Origin of the sequence: Paenibacillus sp. 453mf (genome assembly GCF_900116105.1) — a bacterium.
GTDB classification, from domain to species: Bacteria; Bacillota; Bacilli; order Paenibacillales; family Paenibacillaceae; genus Paenibacillus; species Paenibacillus provencensis.
Genome location: NZ_FPAC01000001.1, coordinates 2,294,428 through 2,309,766 on the forward strand (window position 1 = coordinate 2,294,428; position 15,339 = coordinate 2,309,766).

Annotated in this window: 16 protein-coding genes; 9 read left to right on the top strand and 7 right to left on the bottom strand. The window is 42.7% G+C overall.

Annotated elements, in window-relative coordinates; translation table 11 throughout:
- Positions 1-46: 46 nt before the first annotated feature.
- Positions 47-1,564: a carboxypeptidase M32 gene (locus BM415_RS10770; protein ID WP_091159193.1), complete on the bottom strand. Its 1,518-nt coding sequence runs from the start codon at positions 1,562-1,564 to the stop codon at positions 47-49.
- A 260-nt stretch (positions 1,565-1,824) separates the two neighbouring features.
- Between BM415_RS10770 and BM415_RS10775 the strand changes: the two genes are divergently transcribed.
- The 5 genes from BM415_RS10775 (at position 1,825) to BM415_RS10795 (ending at position 4,397) form a co-directional block, all read left to right on the top strand.
- A complete protein-coding gene (locus tag BM415_RS10775) occupies positions 1,825-2,166 on the top strand; it encodes an iron-sulfur cluster biosynthesis family protein (protein WP_091157773.1) in 342 nt (113 codons plus the stop codon).
- Between the two features lie 31 nt (positions 2,167-2,197).
- Positions 2,198-2,773: a beta-class carbonic anhydrase gene (locus tag BM415_RS10780; RefSeq protein WP_091157775.1), complete on the top strand. Its 576-nt coding sequence runs from the start codon at positions 2,198-2,200 to the stop codon at positions 2,771-2,773.
- A gap of 206 nt (positions 2,774-2,979) precedes the next feature.
- On the top strand, positions 2,980-3,537 hold the full coding sequence (locus BM415_RS10785; protein ID WP_091157777.1) for a PadR family transcriptional regulator: 558 nt from the start codon (positions 2,980-2,982) through the stop codon (positions 3,535-3,537).
- A gap of 96 nt (positions 3,538-3,633) precedes the next feature.
- Positions 3,634-4,113 carry a hypothetical protein gene (locus BM415_RS10790; RefSeq protein ID WP_091157779.1) on the top strand — a complete coding sequence of 160 codons (480 nt, stop codon included), beginning with the start codon at positions 3,634-3,636 and terminating at the stop codon, positions 4,111-4,113.
- Positions 4,114-4,118: 5 nt separating this feature from the next.
- Positions 4,119-4,397 carry a YxcD family protein gene (locus tag BM415_RS10795; RefSeq protein WP_091157782.1) on the top strand — a complete coding sequence of 93 codons (279 nt, stop codon included), beginning with the start codon at positions 4,119-4,121 and terminating at the stop codon, positions 4,395-4,397.
- A gap of 68 nt (positions 4,398-4,465) precedes the next feature.
- Here the strand turns inward: BM415_RS10795 and BM415_RS10800 are convergent, their stop codons facing one another.
- The gene (locus BM415_RS10800) at positions 4,466-6,076 is read right to left on the bottom strand and encodes a thioredoxin domain-containing protein (RefSeq protein WP_091157783.1); all 1,611 of its coding nucleotides are present in this window, start codon (positions 6,074-6,076) and stop codon (positions 4,466-4,468) included.
- Positions 6,077-6,627: 551 nt separating this feature from the next.
- On the opposite strand from BM415_RS10800, the gene BM415_RS10805 reads away from it, so the two are divergent.
- Entirely contained in the window at positions 6,628-7,422 is a 795-nt protein-coding gene (locus BM415_RS10805; RefSeq protein WP_091157786.1) for a hypothetical protein, read from the top strand.
- A gap of 143 nt (positions 7,423-7,565) precedes the next feature.
- On the opposite strand, the gene BM415_RS10810 is transcribed toward BM415_RS10805, so the two are convergent.
- The gene (locus BM415_RS10810) at positions 7,566-8,261 is read right to left on the bottom strand and encodes a Crp/Fnr family transcriptional regulator (RefSeq protein WP_244533297.1); all 696 of its coding nucleotides are present in this window, start codon (positions 8,259-8,261) and stop codon (positions 7,566-7,568) included.
- A 198-nt stretch (positions 8,262-8,459) separates the two neighbouring features.
- On the opposite strand from BM415_RS10810, the gene BM415_RS10815 reads away from it, so the two are divergent.
- Positions 8,460-9,917, top strand: coding sequence for a 4-hydroxyphenylacetate 3-hydroxylase family protein (locus tag BM415_RS10815; protein WP_091157791.1), 1,458 nt, complete (start codon positions 8,460-8,462; stop codon positions 9,915-9,917).
- An 11-nt stretch (positions 9,918-9,928) separates the two neighbouring features.
- On the opposite strand, the gene BM415_RS10820 is transcribed toward BM415_RS10815, so the two are convergent.
- Positions 9,929-10,660, bottom strand: a complete 732-nt coding sequence (locus BM415_RS10820) for a hypothetical protein (RefSeq protein ID WP_091157793.1) — start codon at positions 10,658-10,660, stop codon at positions 9,929-9,931.
- 263 nt (positions 10,661-10,923) lie between these two features.
- On the bottom strand, positions 10,924-11,340 hold the full coding sequence (locus BM415_RS10825; protein WP_139236982.1) for a hypothetical protein: 417 nt from the start codon (positions 11,338-11,340) through the stop codon (positions 10,924-10,926).
- 196 nt (positions 11,341-11,536) lie between these two features.
- On the opposite strand from BM415_RS10825, the gene BM415_RS10830 reads away from it, so the two are divergent.
- Positions 11,537-12,400: a class I SAM-dependent methyltransferase gene (locus BM415_RS10830; RefSeq protein ID WP_091157798.1), complete on the top strand. Its 864-nt coding sequence runs from the start codon at positions 11,537-11,539 to the stop codon at positions 12,398-12,400.
- Positions 12,401-12,404: 4 nt separating this feature from the next.
- Positions 12,405-13,127 (top strand): RluA family pseudouridine synthase, encoded by a 723-nt coding sequence (locus BM415_RS10835; protein WP_091157800.1) that lies wholly within the window; start codon positions 12,405-12,407, stop codon positions 13,125-13,127.
- Between the two features lie 64 nt (positions 13,128-13,191).
- On the opposite strand, the gene BM415_RS10840 is transcribed toward BM415_RS10835, so the two are convergent.
- On the bottom strand, positions 13,192-14,706 hold the full coding sequence (locus tag BM415_RS10840; RefSeq protein ID WP_091157802.1) for a DHA2 family efflux MFS transporter permease subunit: 1,515 nt from the start codon (positions 14,704-14,706) through the stop codon (positions 13,192-13,194).
- Between the two features lie 9 nt (positions 14,707-14,715).
- Positions 14,716-15,150: a MarR family winged helix-turn-helix transcriptional regulator gene (locus BM415_RS10845; protein WP_091157805.1), complete on the bottom strand. Its 435-nt coding sequence runs from the start codon at positions 15,148-15,150 to the stop codon at positions 14,716-14,718.
- Positions 15,151-15,339: the final 189 nt, after the last annotated feature.

Consider the following 15,339-nt stretch of genomic DNA (forward strand, 5'->3'; position numbering starts at 1 on the left):
GTCCTTCAGCTTGGCAAGATATATTGAGCGATATCTTGTCATCTCTTTATAGTTTATAGATTTCTTTATATTTATTCTCCAGATAATCTGCAAGGTAATCCGGATTCAGCTCTTCACCCGTAATAGCAACAATCAATTCGGAAGGCTTACGAGATTTGCCATATCGGTATACCTTATCGGTCAACCACTCTTTGAGTGGAGCCAGGTTCCCTTCCTTTATATAATTCTCGTATTCCGGAAGCTCCTTGGCCAGTGTATTCATCATTTGGGCTGCATACATATTTCCAAGCGAGTAGGAGGCAAAATAACCAAAGTCTCCTCCTGACCAATGAACATCCTGGAGAACTCCTGCTCCATCATCAGGAGGGGTAACGCCTAAATACTCTTTATATTTCTCATTCCATACCTGAGGAAGGTCCTTCACGTCCAGCTGTTCGTTAAAAAGCATTTTCTCGATCTCATAGCGGATAATAATATGAAGATTATAAGTGAGCTCATCGGCTTCAATACGAATAAGCGAGCTTTCCACCTTATTAATGGCTTCATAGAATTGATCCAGTGAAACGTTCTCCAGCTGAGCAGGGAAATAATTCTGTAATACCGGATAATAATGTTCCCAGAAAGCCCGGCTTCTGCCAATCATATTCTCCCACAATCTCGACTGCGACTCATGAATTCCCATGGATGTTCCTTCAGCAAGCAGTGTACCTGCCAAGTTCGAATCAATATTTTGCTCATAAAGAGCATGACCGCCTTCGTGCAGAGAGCTGAAGATGGCGCTTGCCACATCTTTGTCATAATAATGTGTTGTAATACGAACATCACCGGGATTCAATCCCATTGCAAAAGGATGTACACTCTCGTCCAATCGACCTGCCTCAAAATCATATCCCATTTCCTTCAATATATATTTACTGAACTCTGACTGCTGCTTAACATCAAAGGATTGATTAAGGAAGGAAGTATCCGGCTTATGTATAGATTGACTAATTGCTTCCTGCAAGGGAACAATTCGAGCTTTTAATCGGTTAAATACTTCATCCAGCTTCTCGACCGTCAAATCAGGCTCATACATATCCAGCAGCGTGTCATAACGCGTATTTTTCACACCGTAATAATCAATAAATTCACTCTGCATGGCAACAATACGAGATAAGTAGGGCTCAAAGGATGCAAAGTCGGCTTTCTCTTTGGCCACTTCCCATTTAGCTTGAGACTGGGCCGTAAGAACACTGAATTCGCGAACCTTCTCTGGTGGAACAGATTGTGTGCGGTCGAGCTCTTTCTCGCAATCATTTATCAATCGCTTATGCACATCTGACAGAGCTGCAAATTCATTCTCTTGTTTCAAATATGAGATCAAAGCTTTCATTTCTTCTGATGTCTGCAGTTTAAAAGCTTCCGATGACAGCATTCCTATCGTTTCTGAACGGGAATCAATCCCTTTACGCGGTGCACCCGTGCTCATGTCCCAGTGCAGGAGTCCAATCGCTTCATTATAGCTTTTGATTTTTTTGTTAAGATCCAGAAATTGCTCTAACTTAGCCTGTAATTGCTGGCTCATAATCGTCACCCCATCCATATATAATTCACCTTCCTATTGATCATACTTTTTGCTAAGATTATAATCAACATTTAAGAACGTTAACTAGGGCGTATCTTAGAACTCTAAAAGAAAACAGATTTGACTCCATTTTGATTATAAGCAAAGGTGCCTTTTCAGCTTTTAGCAGGCTTAGCAGTGGATGAAAGGTATTGAAATCTGCCTTTATGTGAGTTTTAAGACACGCCCTAAATGACCAAGCAAAGGAGTGGGCCTACATTATGAAAATCAATCTTAGTAAGGCAGCTGAAGAACTCCTGACCAAAGTTCTCGGTAACAGGCCAGGCTTCATTCGACTGATGTATGATAGCGAGGGGTGCGGCTGTGCGGTTAGCGGAGTTCCTTCATTTCGTATCGTAGATGAGCAAGAAGATGCGGATATCGTATTGGATACGAACGTTCCGGATCTAACGTTTATTTTGGACAGCCAAAAGGCTGTTTTTTTTGAAGAAGAGCTGAATTTGGCAACCGATCCGGGAGACCTGTCCTTACGTCTATCCAGCAGTGGTCAGCACTATGGCTTATACATTTTTCCACGCGATGAACGTACAGTCAATGCCTGAAAAAATTACTTATTAACTGGGGGTATGAACCATGAACAGTATTAGTCAAATTATGGAGCATAATCGTAGCTTCGTTGAAAAAAAAGAATATGAAGCCTATATCTCCGATAAATTCCCGCAGAAAAAAATGATGATCGTAACTTGTATGGACACCCGTCTTGTCGAGCTGCTTCCCAAAGCCATGAATTTCAAAAACGGTGATGTCAAGATCGTTAAGACGGCAGGCGCTATCATCTCACATCCATTCGGAAGCGCGATGCGAAGCGTACTAGTCGGCCTATATGAGCTGGGTGCTGAAGAGGTTGTCGTTGTCGGCCATCACGAATGCGGTATGGCAGCGCTGAACAGCGAAGCGATGCTCTCTCATATGGTGGAACGCGGCATCGACGAGAAAGTCCTTAAGACGATTGACCACGCAGGAATTAAGCTCGAACGCTGGCTGCGCGGGTTTGACAATGTAAGTGAAGGGGTAATGGAAACTGTGGAGTTGATTCGTAATCACCCACTACTGCCCCCAGGTACTCCTGTTCACGGCATGATCATTGATCCTAAGACAGGCGCTCTCGATCTTGTTGTGGATGGTTATGAGAACCAGGCATCTCTCTAATCCCTTGGGTCTGGATTGCTATATAGCAGTCCAGGCCATTTTTTATTAAATTTCTGTGACATTTATAACAACAGTTTATCCGTCATACGGCAAAAACGGTTGTCAAACCATACAGTTGTGGTGTACACTTTTAAACATATATAGTCCTGGAAAACGCTTTTACGCTATTATTCAAGGCTATAGTTTAGTAAAGGAGACATGTCCACTTGAACATACTGTCTTATGGTTTGCTCGGGTTATTGACACGTGATGAATCATCTGGCTATGATCTCATGCTGAAGATTCAGCCCCACTGGCCTGCTAAACACAGTCAGATCTATCCGCTGCTATCCCGTATGGAAGAAGATGAGCTTCTCTCTTCACGCTGGATCGAGCAGACAGATAAGCCGGATAAGAAGATGTATACGATCACGGATAAGGGAATCCAGGTATTACTGGAATGGATGTATACACCCGTGTCCACATCGCCTATTCGGGACGAACTGAGTCTTCGGCTGATTTGTTTTCAAATCACGAATCCGGAGCTGCTCAGGCAATGGATTGAAGAACGCAGACAGTGGTACCAGATTCGTCAAGAGTATTATGAAGATCTTCTCAAAGCTCTTCCAGACGAAGCAGTGCAGCCCACTCATTCCTATTTCGGTGATTATATTGTCAACACGAAGGCAGCAATGAAAGCCAAGGCAGGAATGGAATGGTGTGATTGGGTATCCGGATTGATCAGTTCCGGTCTTGCTGAACACGAAGCATCCAATTCACATTAATTTATGATTTCTTAAAAAATATGAAACCAACCTATTTTTTAAGCGTATGTAAGTTAGTAAACACTAAAAATCACTCTTAGGAGGAACATTTTACACATGAAAAAATGGTTCAGCTCAAAACGTCTTCTTATGGTCATGATGGCATTTACTTTGATCTTTTCAACGGTAGCCATTCCAGATAACGCAGATGCACGCCGTGGTGGCGGCGGTTTCAAATCCGGTACTAAATCTTATACAAATACACCGAATCGTTCCACTGATAATAATAGCAATGTTTCTAATTCCACTACGAATCGTAATAACAATGCAACAAATTCGACAACGAACCAAAACCGCGGATTTTTCAGCGGCGGATCACTCATGAAAGGTCTAATGATTGGTGGTCTTGCAGGTATGCTCTTCGGCGGATTATTCGGAGGTATGGGCTTCTTCGGAGAACTTCTGGGTCTTGCGATCAACCTGCTTGCCATCTTCGTGTTAATCAGCCTAGGTGTTGGTATCTACAGAGCGATTAAGAAACGTCGCGAAGAGAAAGAGAAATCCCGTAACATCTATGACGGAAACGGACGGTACTAAGCTTTATGGTTATTACAATGGATGAGATTGTTAATGCAATATGTCTTCACATCGCCGAACGTAAGCAGATCAAACCTACAGATGTACAGGTGGAGCTTAGTTGGGAAGAAGATACAGGCTACTCAGCCGAGGTTTGGGCTCAAGGCCGCAGCCAATATCTCATTGAATCTAACATGATTGAAGCTATTCTGCGATATGTTCATCAAGAGTATAATATCCGTGCATACCGTGAGGATGTCACACTGGAGCTTGATGAAGAAATTACAGCCAGAATTCGTACGTAGATTATTAACCATAACAACGAAACCGCCTCGAGCAATAAGCTTGAGGCGGTTTTATTTATTTTTATTCATCAGTTTACAGGCTTGAACTCTTCTCGAAGTTGTTCGGTTGAATTTACAGGGGCACTCCAGGAGAAATTTTGGCCAATGTACACGGTTCCCTCACCATTTATGGAGGGTTTGTCGTCTAAACCAGGAATAAGTTCTGACAAGGCATTCTCTGATTTGCCTTCATAATTAATAATAATGGAAGCATCTGGCGTATATGACTTATGGATGATGGAGATCATCTCCTGCATCTTGATATCATTCGTTCTTCCACTGATTATAATTTGGCGTCCTCCTTGACGTGCATAGGATATTCCAAGCAAATACATTGCATGACTGTCAGCATTGGAACTCGCAGCCCCTGCTATAGTATGGAGCCATTGTTCTCCCCTCTGCAGTAGTTCTTTATCCTGAGTTATAGCTGCCCATTTGGTGATATGGAGGAAGAGCCCCCTGCTACCTGGAGGCAAACCTTCTTTATCAATCCCGTTACTGTGAGTTTGTGGCTGCTCTTGACCTTCTCCTGACATATGGAAGCTCGCTTTTTCGGAGTCCAGGTATAGTCTGAACAGTACATCCTTAAGCTCCAGCGCTTGAGCCAAATAAGCTGGCTGCCCGGTAGCTTCATACAACTCCACTAGCCCCCAGGCCAAATAGGCATAGTCTTCTGCATTCACTGCATCCGTTAACTCTCCATCTTGATAACCAGAGAACAGATTGCCCTCATGATCTCGCAACTTGGTCCATATGAAATCTGCCGCATTCGCTGCAGCATCTACATATTTAGTTTGCTGCAAAGCTTTAGCACCCTTGGCCAGAGCTGCAATCATCAGACCATTCGAGGCTGTAAGTATACGGTTATCATTAACTGGGCGCACCCTCGTCTCACGATATTGGAACAGCTTCTGTCGATCTTCCTCCAGCAAATTGCGTAAGCCAAGCGGGTTTATTCCTCTCCGCTCCGCTTGCTCCTCAGGAGTTCCTTTCATCAGGCTAGGAATGCTCTTCCCTGTGAATTCACCCTGAGGTTCAATTCCGTATACATTACAATATCGATGCATCCCCTCTACACCCAGAACATCTGCAATCTCTTGCCGGGTAAATACATAATATTGCCCTGTCTCCCCTTCCGAATTTGCAGCTTCTGCGCAATAGAAGGCACCTTCAGACGAAGTCATATCTCTTAACACATAGGAGAAAATGGATTCTGCGACTTCCGAATACAGCTGATGTTCTGTCAGCTGATATGCTTCAAGGTAGGCCATTGCGAGCAGGGCATTGTCATTTAGCCTTTTTTCAAAATGCGGGACATGCCCTCTCTCATCTGCCGAATATGTGAAAAAACCGTAACCGATATGATCATATACACTGCTCTGGTACATGCGACGCAGCGTTTGTTCCACCATTTCCATCGCTTTGGGCTGACTATATACCTTGGCATAGTTCATTAAGAACATGAGCTCAACAGGTGAGATAAGCTGGTGCACCGCTTCGGTTCCTCCAAATGCGGAATCAAAGGCATTCTCCAACGAACGGTAGGCCTCGTGCAGAAGTTCTTCGTCAGCTGTAGCCGTGAATTTTTGGTTTTCGTGAAAGAATCGATTTAAATGATGACTTTGCGTTTTTCTAATCATAAAGCTCCTCCATTTCTGCGACAATTAGATCCCGTTATGATGAGTATTAATACGCTTATTCATTCTTCAACAGAAAGTCACAGCATGAAGCATTTAAATTGATACTACAACCATAATTTGAATCCCGCGCTCCCGTACTAATTAGGAACTATAACCCATGACTTCTGATGTTTCAAATCATAGTGGTACGCCGTTTACCTTCGTTATGTACCCTTTGTATCCCATGCAGCAGGAACAGAAATATATTTTTATCATAGTGTTTTTATTTCTAGTTAATAGTTTAATAGTATTTACATTCCATATACAAATGGATATTCAATAAACATCATTCGCCCTAATTAATTCAGCTAAACTAGCTTAACAGCTGAGTAAAGAGGTATATATCTAGTTAAATTGAACCATTTCAATCTAGATATAGTTGACTAATTGTTTTTCTAAGGTATTATGCAAAATCCTTATCTAATTAACTAACAATTTTCACGAATATATTGACCTTTGGTATACCTAAATGTAAAATAAAGTAAATTTGTGAGACTGAGGAGAAGGTGAGTATGGTCGAAGAGCCTGATATACTTGTTAGAGCTAACAATCTGGATTCTCTTATTAAAAGTATCGAAGCACGCTGTGCACACGAGGACTGGGAGGAAGTAATCACTTTATCCCGCGCTTTGTTACATGCTGCTGAACAGGTACATTTTGATATGGTACATCGAAATTGTCCCACCAATATATACAACAAGCATATCATCTACTATTTTAGCTATAGTCACATGATGACCAGCATATCGTACCAAAAGCTGAAACAGTACTCTGAGTCCATTAAATATATCTCTTTCTATTCGGATTTGAGCTGGCTTAGCGACTGTACCGAGGAGGGAGAAGCGGTAATTGAGGAATTCAAATCATTTGCTGCAGTTCACTTGTTAACATTGAAAATATTACGCGGGAATATAAGCAAGCTGTCCGAATTTGAAACTTATCTTGAGAACAATTCAAGTGATGCGTTGCTGATCGGTCTCTCGACATTGCTCGAGTCTGCGATTGAACATGAATACTGTATTGACCGACAATTATCGCTCTTTAAGCAAAATATCAACAGTTACAATTATTATGCAGACCGTAATATGGCGCCTCAATATTTATCTTATCAATACTTGCTCGCTCAGTATGAACAGCTGAACAATCAGCATTCTGAGGCGCTATGCACAGCAGTTTATACATTATGGGCAGCTGACAGACTTAATAATGACAATTATTTCAAAAAGGCAATCCACTTATTTGAGTCCTTGCGCAAAAATGCTTCCGTATCTCAGCTAACGGCATGCTTTAATCAGCCATTTTATTAAGCTAAGTGCGATTGCCATAGATAATGATTACTGATGACAGCAGATGGCTGTCATCTTTTATTTTGATTTCGCACCTGAATCAATTTCATAACTCATTAATACCCTTGATTTAAGCAGCTAAAGGTATTATGAAATTGATTCACCTACCTCTTTAAATACAAATCATCAGGAGCGATTTCTCTCAACTGTTGTTCATTCAACAATATAAGCTCACCTCGCCTGCGTTCGAGTATGCCGATCTCCGTAAAATGTTTGACCACCCTGTTTAGATGCCGATAGCTTGTACCAAGCAAATCAGCAATTTCGTTCAGGCTGCGGCTTGGTATTTTACTTAAGACAACACCCGACTCTGAATCCAACATCATGGATGTCAAATACCCCGCAAATTTCTTATCTAATGGATACAACAAATTAACACTGCTCGCACGATTCAGACTCGTCAGCTTATAACACATTTGTTCCAACAAGAAATGCAGAAATGCCGGCTGACTGATGTAATGCTGATTAAGTGCTGTATAGCTGATCCCAATCAGAATCGCGGGTCTTACACATTCCACTGTCGTACTCGCTTTATTCTTCGTAACCAGCTCCACGTCTCCGATCAAGCTGAGCGGATCGTTGAACCGGAGAGCAAGTGACTTTCCATTCGACATCGTCGTATAGACCTTGAGCCTGCCCTGTACCAGGAAAAACAAATGGTCGATCTCGTCTCCGCTCGAGCATACCCGATCCCCATGCGTAAGCTCATATAACTTCATGTCGTGAACACTTACGGTGTTCAGCAGTATATCCAGTTCATATGTTCGGATGAACTTCATTAGCAATTCTTCGCTATGCACAAGTTTCAAATTCCAGAAGCTCCTCTCGTGTATATGTGTAGGTTAACTATCATAATGCTTGTTATTCATGACCGGACAAACGCCCTTTCTTCTCTAAATAGCCCAGGTACAAGGTACTTATGAACTCGTTCTCCCGTACATTATGCTAAAAATAATAACGGGACGTATTAACGAACAGTACCCAAAGAGGTGAACGATATGCCAATTAAAAACGGTAAACAGTACATTGAACGAATCGATCGCCAAAACATTAATCTATGGTATAAAGGTGAACGAGTTACGGGTCCATTATCTAAGCATCCCGTATTTAGTGGACTTATTCAGACTCAGGCTAAATTGTATGACATGCAGTGCGATAATAAATATAAAGATCAAATGACTTACTTATCTCCTGATACTGGAGAATCCGTCAGTCTATCTTATCTACCTCCACGCAGCTTGGAAGATTTGCAGAAACGAAGAAAAATGATTGAGCTATGGTCAAGGGAGCATCACGGTTTTCTTGGAAGATCACCAGATTACATGAATACGGCCATAATGTCCTTCTATACCGCTGCACATACGCTGGAAGAGCATAACCCGGTATTCGCTCAAAACTTAAGAGACTACTATGCCTACTGCAGAGACCATGACATTACCCTGTCCCATGCCTTTATTCAACCACCTGCAAGCAAGTGGTCCGGACAATTCGATCAGCTCGAGGATTCTATCGCTGCAAAGGTTGAAGAAGTTACCGATGAGGGTTACATCGTCAGCGGAGCCTTTATGATGGCTACACAAGGAGCAACCTGTGACGAAATGATCGTCTTTCCTACCCCTTCCCTTGCACCTCTAGATGAAGTAAACCCCTATGCCTTTGCATTTGCCGTTCCGAATGATCTTGAAGGAATGACCTTTATTTGTCGTGAAAGTCATGCTTCCGTATGCACTTATGATCATCCTCTGAGCTCCAGATTTGAAGAGATGGACACATTAGTTATTTTTGACAGGGTACTGGTACCCCATAACCGTATGTTCTATTATGGGGATGCAACGATAAGCTTCAAGCTTTTTCATGAAGGCCACTTCCATACCCATATCGGACATCAAATTATATCACGTTACATTGCCAAAACTGAATTTCTCCTTGGTTTATTTGAAACTTTGGCAGACGAACAAAATGCTGGGATGGAGTCTCTTTCTATTGCAAATGTCTCAAAAATCATGACAATGCTGGAAAATTTCAAGGCTCTCCGACTTGCTTCTGAGACTTCTGCTGAGCTGGATGCACAGGGCATCTTGATCCCTTCAAGCAGTCCACTACTCGCTGCAAATGTTCAATTCCCCCCATTTTATCTTGAGGTAATCAATATGCTCCAATTGCTTGGATCCAGCGGCATCATTATGACCCCTATGAAGGATGATCTTTCGTCAGAACCAGGTCCATATGTAAATCAATATTTAAAAGGCCACACATCGGACGCCAAGGATCGTATTGCATTATTCAGAATGGTCTGGGAGCTTACTGCTGGCCCCTTTGGAGGAAGACAAAGTCAATTTGAACGCTTCTTTTTTGGAAGCGCCCAAACGGTTCATAATCGTATGTACAACAGCTATGATAATCATGAAGATTATCGCCAGCTGGTTCAAACCTTTCTAGCCCAGCAAGATACATGATCTCTGAGCTGTTAATTGACTTTGCTTGGAGCGTCGTATAGCGGAATATCCGACGCTCCAGCGGTATCTAGACACAGAGGCATAACGAGCTTAACATAGTCCAATGCCTCATTATATCTGTGCTCATCCGGGATTAAGGTTATCTTTCGCCGATCCAGCAAACAATTGACTTCAATTCGTTCCGGAATACGTCCAAAAGCATGGTAGCAAAATACAATCATCATGTTCTGGTAAGCCCGAATGACCTCTTCGTGATAATTGACGATATACTTTTGGATATACAGCCCTTCCTGACCCATTCGATCAGGCTGCCATGCAACCTGGTAGATAACAGACAGGTCCATATCTAAGTCTGATATATAAGCTTTGTGTTCTTCATTCAACAGGACAGGCTGCAATAGCTCGGTATACTGTGTCAGCATCCGGACAAGCTCCTCCGTTACGCCCCATTTCACATTCCAAAAATGATCGCTCGATTCAAAACCTGTAGGGTGTTTAGGCCATCTTTTTTCTAACAAATATTGAATGGGTACTTCTCTGCGCACCTCCGGAGTCAAGCTGTAGTAATCGTTTATCGTATGACTGACCGCATACTGAACACGATGCCTCCACTCCAGAACCTGCTGCTTGCCCTTAGCTAAATTTTTAAGTCGGCTAAGGGACCTTTCAGACCATAGCATTTCCTCCAGCTTATAAGCGGTTAATATCCTTTTATACGGTATCGCTTCAGAAGGTCTCTCCATTGATATCTCTCCTTCTCGCTTAAGCTCTTCTCCCATTTCTGTCTCTATCTAATTAGAGTCTAATTGATTGTCAACATTCAAAGAACGACAGCCTGATCCGCTACTCTACGACAAATGTATGACTATCGCATAGTCTCTTAAATATTCGACACCAAATAAGCCGCTTTCTCTTCGGAGAACACGGCTCAATTTGTCGTCGCCTCTTCTAATTTATTTATATTTATCCATTTATATCCTCTATATCAATACCATTCGCCACAGCATTAAACTCGTTCAGCGGTCATTTTTTGTTCTTTCGTCAGCAGAGGCTCAAATTCGTATACCCAGGTTCCATTCTCGGCAACCTTGATCTTCACAAGTCCTTTTTTTCGTAAGCTCGCGATGATCTGTTCTGCTTCCTTACTGTGAAGGTCAGTGTAGAGCGATATTTCAGATATCGTCAATAAATACTCATGCTTCATGGCAAGCTTCATGAGATCCTTCTCAAGGGCAAGCTCCCGTCTCTTCTTCATGGAAGAGAGCTCATACAGGCCATAAGCAAGCGGTGCAGCACCGAAAAGGAGAAATCCGAGGTCAAATCCGGATTGCATTGAAACAAATGAGTATGTATACAACACGATGGAGAATAAACCAAGGGCTACAAGAGTTACTGCGATCCATGTTCTGCTATTGCTCATCATTTAACCTCCCTTATCTTACTTTACCCCAAAATAGACGTTTAGGCACATTTCCCGTGTATCCAATCCTCTCCGATTCCATCTAAAGCTAATATAACGTAAAAAACGGGGAATACTGGCATGAAAACACGTAATTGTTGTACAATAGAACCTAATTGTAATTATTAAAAGCAAATGAACTTGAAGGATGGATTATTACATGTACGCATCACAGCAATGGAAAGATTATGAACTCATAGATACAGGCGGCGGAGAGAAGCTCGAACGCTGGGGAGATATTATTCTCCGTAGACCCGATCCACAGATTATATGGCCTCTTGAGAAAGAAACCGGAGCCTGGAGAAACGTCCATGGCCACTATCATCGCAGCTCCTCTGGCGGAGGAAATTGGGATATGAAAAAACCCATTCCTGAACGTTGGACAATCTCTTACGATGAGCTCAAATTCTATATTAAGCCAACCAATTTTAAACATACGGGTTTATTCCCTGAGCAAGCAGCGAACTGGAGCTGGATGATCGACAAGATTCAAAATGCCGGCAGACCTATCTCGGTTCTGAATCTGTTTGCTTATACCGGTGGTGCCACTGTAGCTAGTGCCTATGCAGGTGCCAGCGTCGTACACGTTGATGCAGCGAAGGGTATGGTTCAATGGGCTAAAGAAAATGTACAGCTCTCGGGCCTTGGCGACCGTCATGTCCGTTATATTACAGATGATGTATTCAAGTTCGTTCAACGCGAGCATCGCCGTGGTAATCGCTACGACGCTATCATTATGGATCCTCCGTCCTATGGACGTGGACCGAACGGTGAGACGTGGAAGCTGGAACAGAACCTTTATCCGTTCCTGGAGTCTTGTACAGGCATTCTGACAGATAACCCGCTGTTTGTCCTCATCAATTCGTATACAACCGGAATCTCACCAACCGTGCTATCCAATATGTTAACGATGACGATGCAAAACAAATACGGCGGCAAAATTTCAGCTGGTGAGATCGGGCTTCCGATTACAGCATCCAATATGATGCTGCCTTGTGGAATCTTGGGCCGCTGGGAGTCTTAATCCAATGAGTGATTTACAGCCGCTATCTATATTATACGAGGACAACCACCTGCTTGGTGTCGAAAAAATTGTCAATGTGCCAACACAGGCCGATGCATCAGGCGATATGGACATGCTGTCCATTCTAAAAGAGGATATCAAAGTCCGATTCTCGAAGCCGGGAAATGTTTATCTCGGCCTCGTTCACCGTCTGGATCGACCTGTTGGAGGAGCCATGATCTTTGCCAAAACATCGAAAGCTGCATCCAGATTATCAGACGCGGTCAGAACTCGAAAGTTTGAGAAGACCTATATGGCAATTGTTCATGGAGCCCCTCCTGCAAAACAAGGCAGACTTACGCATACACTTCTCAAGAATGAGAAAACGAATACGGTGTCCGTTGTTCCTGAAGGTACGTCAGGCGGAAAAAATGCGATTCTGGATTATTATGTACTGGGACAGACAGACAAGCTGTCACTCGTTCAGGTGGTACTGCATACAGGGAGATCACATCAAATACGAGTTCAATGTATGGCTATGGGCTGTCCTCTATATGGTGATCAAAAATATGGAGCTGAATTAAACAAGCCAGGACAGCAGCTTGCACTCTGGTCGGTGTCCGTAGGCTTCCCTCATCCGGTAACGAAGGAACACGTGCAGCTGATTTCCCTTCCGCCACGCCAGTTTCCCTGGAGTGAATGGCCTGAGAAAATGTATAAAAGTGCGGCTAGTCAGCCTTTTGTATAAAAAACGCATATATTAAAAATCCCGGTCTGCTTCTTACGCAGACCGGGATTTTTTTATTATTTCATTATTTATTTTCGCTCGTGCTGACTTCTGCCACTTTCATTGCCACGCCTTTTGCATCCTTCGGTACGGATCTCTTAATAAAGAAGGCGAGAACCAGTGCCACCACGGTAACCCCTGTCGCAATAATGAATGAGAAGTTTATACCGTTGATTTGCGCCTCATTTGCCAGTTGAAGCATCGCAGCTTGATCCTGTGGATTAATATCTGCCATATGCGTATCAAGAAAATGAGTCGTACGGTTGCTGAATAATGTGATAAAAATAGCAGTTCCGATTGCACCAAATACGGTACGCAGTGTATTTAACATGACCGTTCCGTGCGCATTCAGATTTTGAGGTATATCATTCAAGGCAGCGGTTTGAACTGGCATCATGAGAAGTGACATCCCGAACATCCGCAACGTATACACGATAATCAGCTGTGTATAAGATGTATCCATCGTTAACGTGCTGAATTCCCATGTCGTAATGATAGTAATGACCAGACCGATAATGCTCAGCCATTTCGCTCCAAATTTATCAAACAAGGAACCGGTGATTGGGGACATGATACCCATAACAATTGCACCTGGAAGCATCAGCAGACCGGAATCAAGAGCACTGATTCCACGAATCGTTTGCAAATAAATTGGCAGTAGGATCATGCCTGAGAACATCGCCATTGTTACAACAATGAGAACCGCTGTATTCAGCGTATACATTGGGTTCTTGAACACTCTGAACTCCAGCAGTGGAACATCCATCTTGAATTGACGAAGAACAAACAGCAGCAAGGAGATAGCACCTACGACCAAGCAGGTGATAACGATCGGATCATTCCAACCGTTGGAGCCTGCATCACTGAAGCCGTACAACAGTCCTCCAAAACCGATAGTTGATAAAATGACCGAAGTAACGTCCAAGGTTGGATTAGATACTTCTGTAACATTTTTAACAAACTTCATCCCAACAAACACCGCGATTATAGCAATTGGGAGAATAATATAGAATAACAATTTCCAGCTGTCAAAGGTTTGGACGACCCATCCAGATAATGTAGGTCCAATTGCCGGAGCCAGAATCATGGCAATACCGATCATACCCATTGCACGTCCACGCTGCTCGATCGGGAAAATATTAAGAATAACAACCGATAATAGCGGCATGATGACACCTGCACCTGCTGCCTGAATAACACGTCCGGTCATGAGCACAGCAAAGGTAGGGCTTAATGCACACAGAAGAGTACCTATTGTAAATAAACTCATTCCGGTAATAAAAATTTGTCTTGTTGTAAACTTCGCCATCAAATAAGCGGTAATTGGAATAAGAACCCCGTTCACAAGCATAAAACCAGTGGACAGCCATTGGACGGTGGTTGGGCCTACGCTGAGGTCCTCCATAATCTTAGGCAGAGCAACGTTAAGTAAGGTTTGGTTCAAAAAGGCAACAAACGCGCCAAGCAGCATCGCAAATAAGATTGGACCTTTTTTGAATTCTATCGTCTTCCCAGACTGATTTGCAGCAATACTACTCATATTAATAAATCATCTCTCTTTCTCCATCTTCTCAAGCATCAAGGAATGAATACGAAGCAAATTATCGATATCTTCCCTGGGTAAATCCATCATATGAGATACTTTCGACATCCATAGCTCATAGACTCTCTTCTGCACTTCTCTCCCTTTCTCCGTCACCTGAAGCACCAGCGACCTCCGATCATGCAGGCATCTTGCTCTCTCCACGAGTTCAGCTTTGACAAGACGGTCAACGACACCACTCGTTGTACTACTACCCATATGGCAGAGCTCCGCTAATTCAGCCAATCCAATGTTAGGATGCTCAATTAGAATGGATAATACCAGCATTTGAATACGTGTAATCTCCATCTCCTCTTCCTGTTTCCAGAATAATCGATGAAAGCTCTGGTTCACTTGACGAAAGGATGAAAATATCTGGTACATCTCATCGTATTCCAGCATTGTACTCACCTTTGCTACAAAATGATTATTTTACAAAATATTTCGTATACGAACTATAAGGACTACAAAGTATTATTATAGACCGATTTTAAAAATAGTCAACACCTTCTATATGTAATTATTTTCGTATCACATATATTGCCCAAACAAAAAAGGAATACGCAGCACGTATTCCTTTAGAAGGTGGAA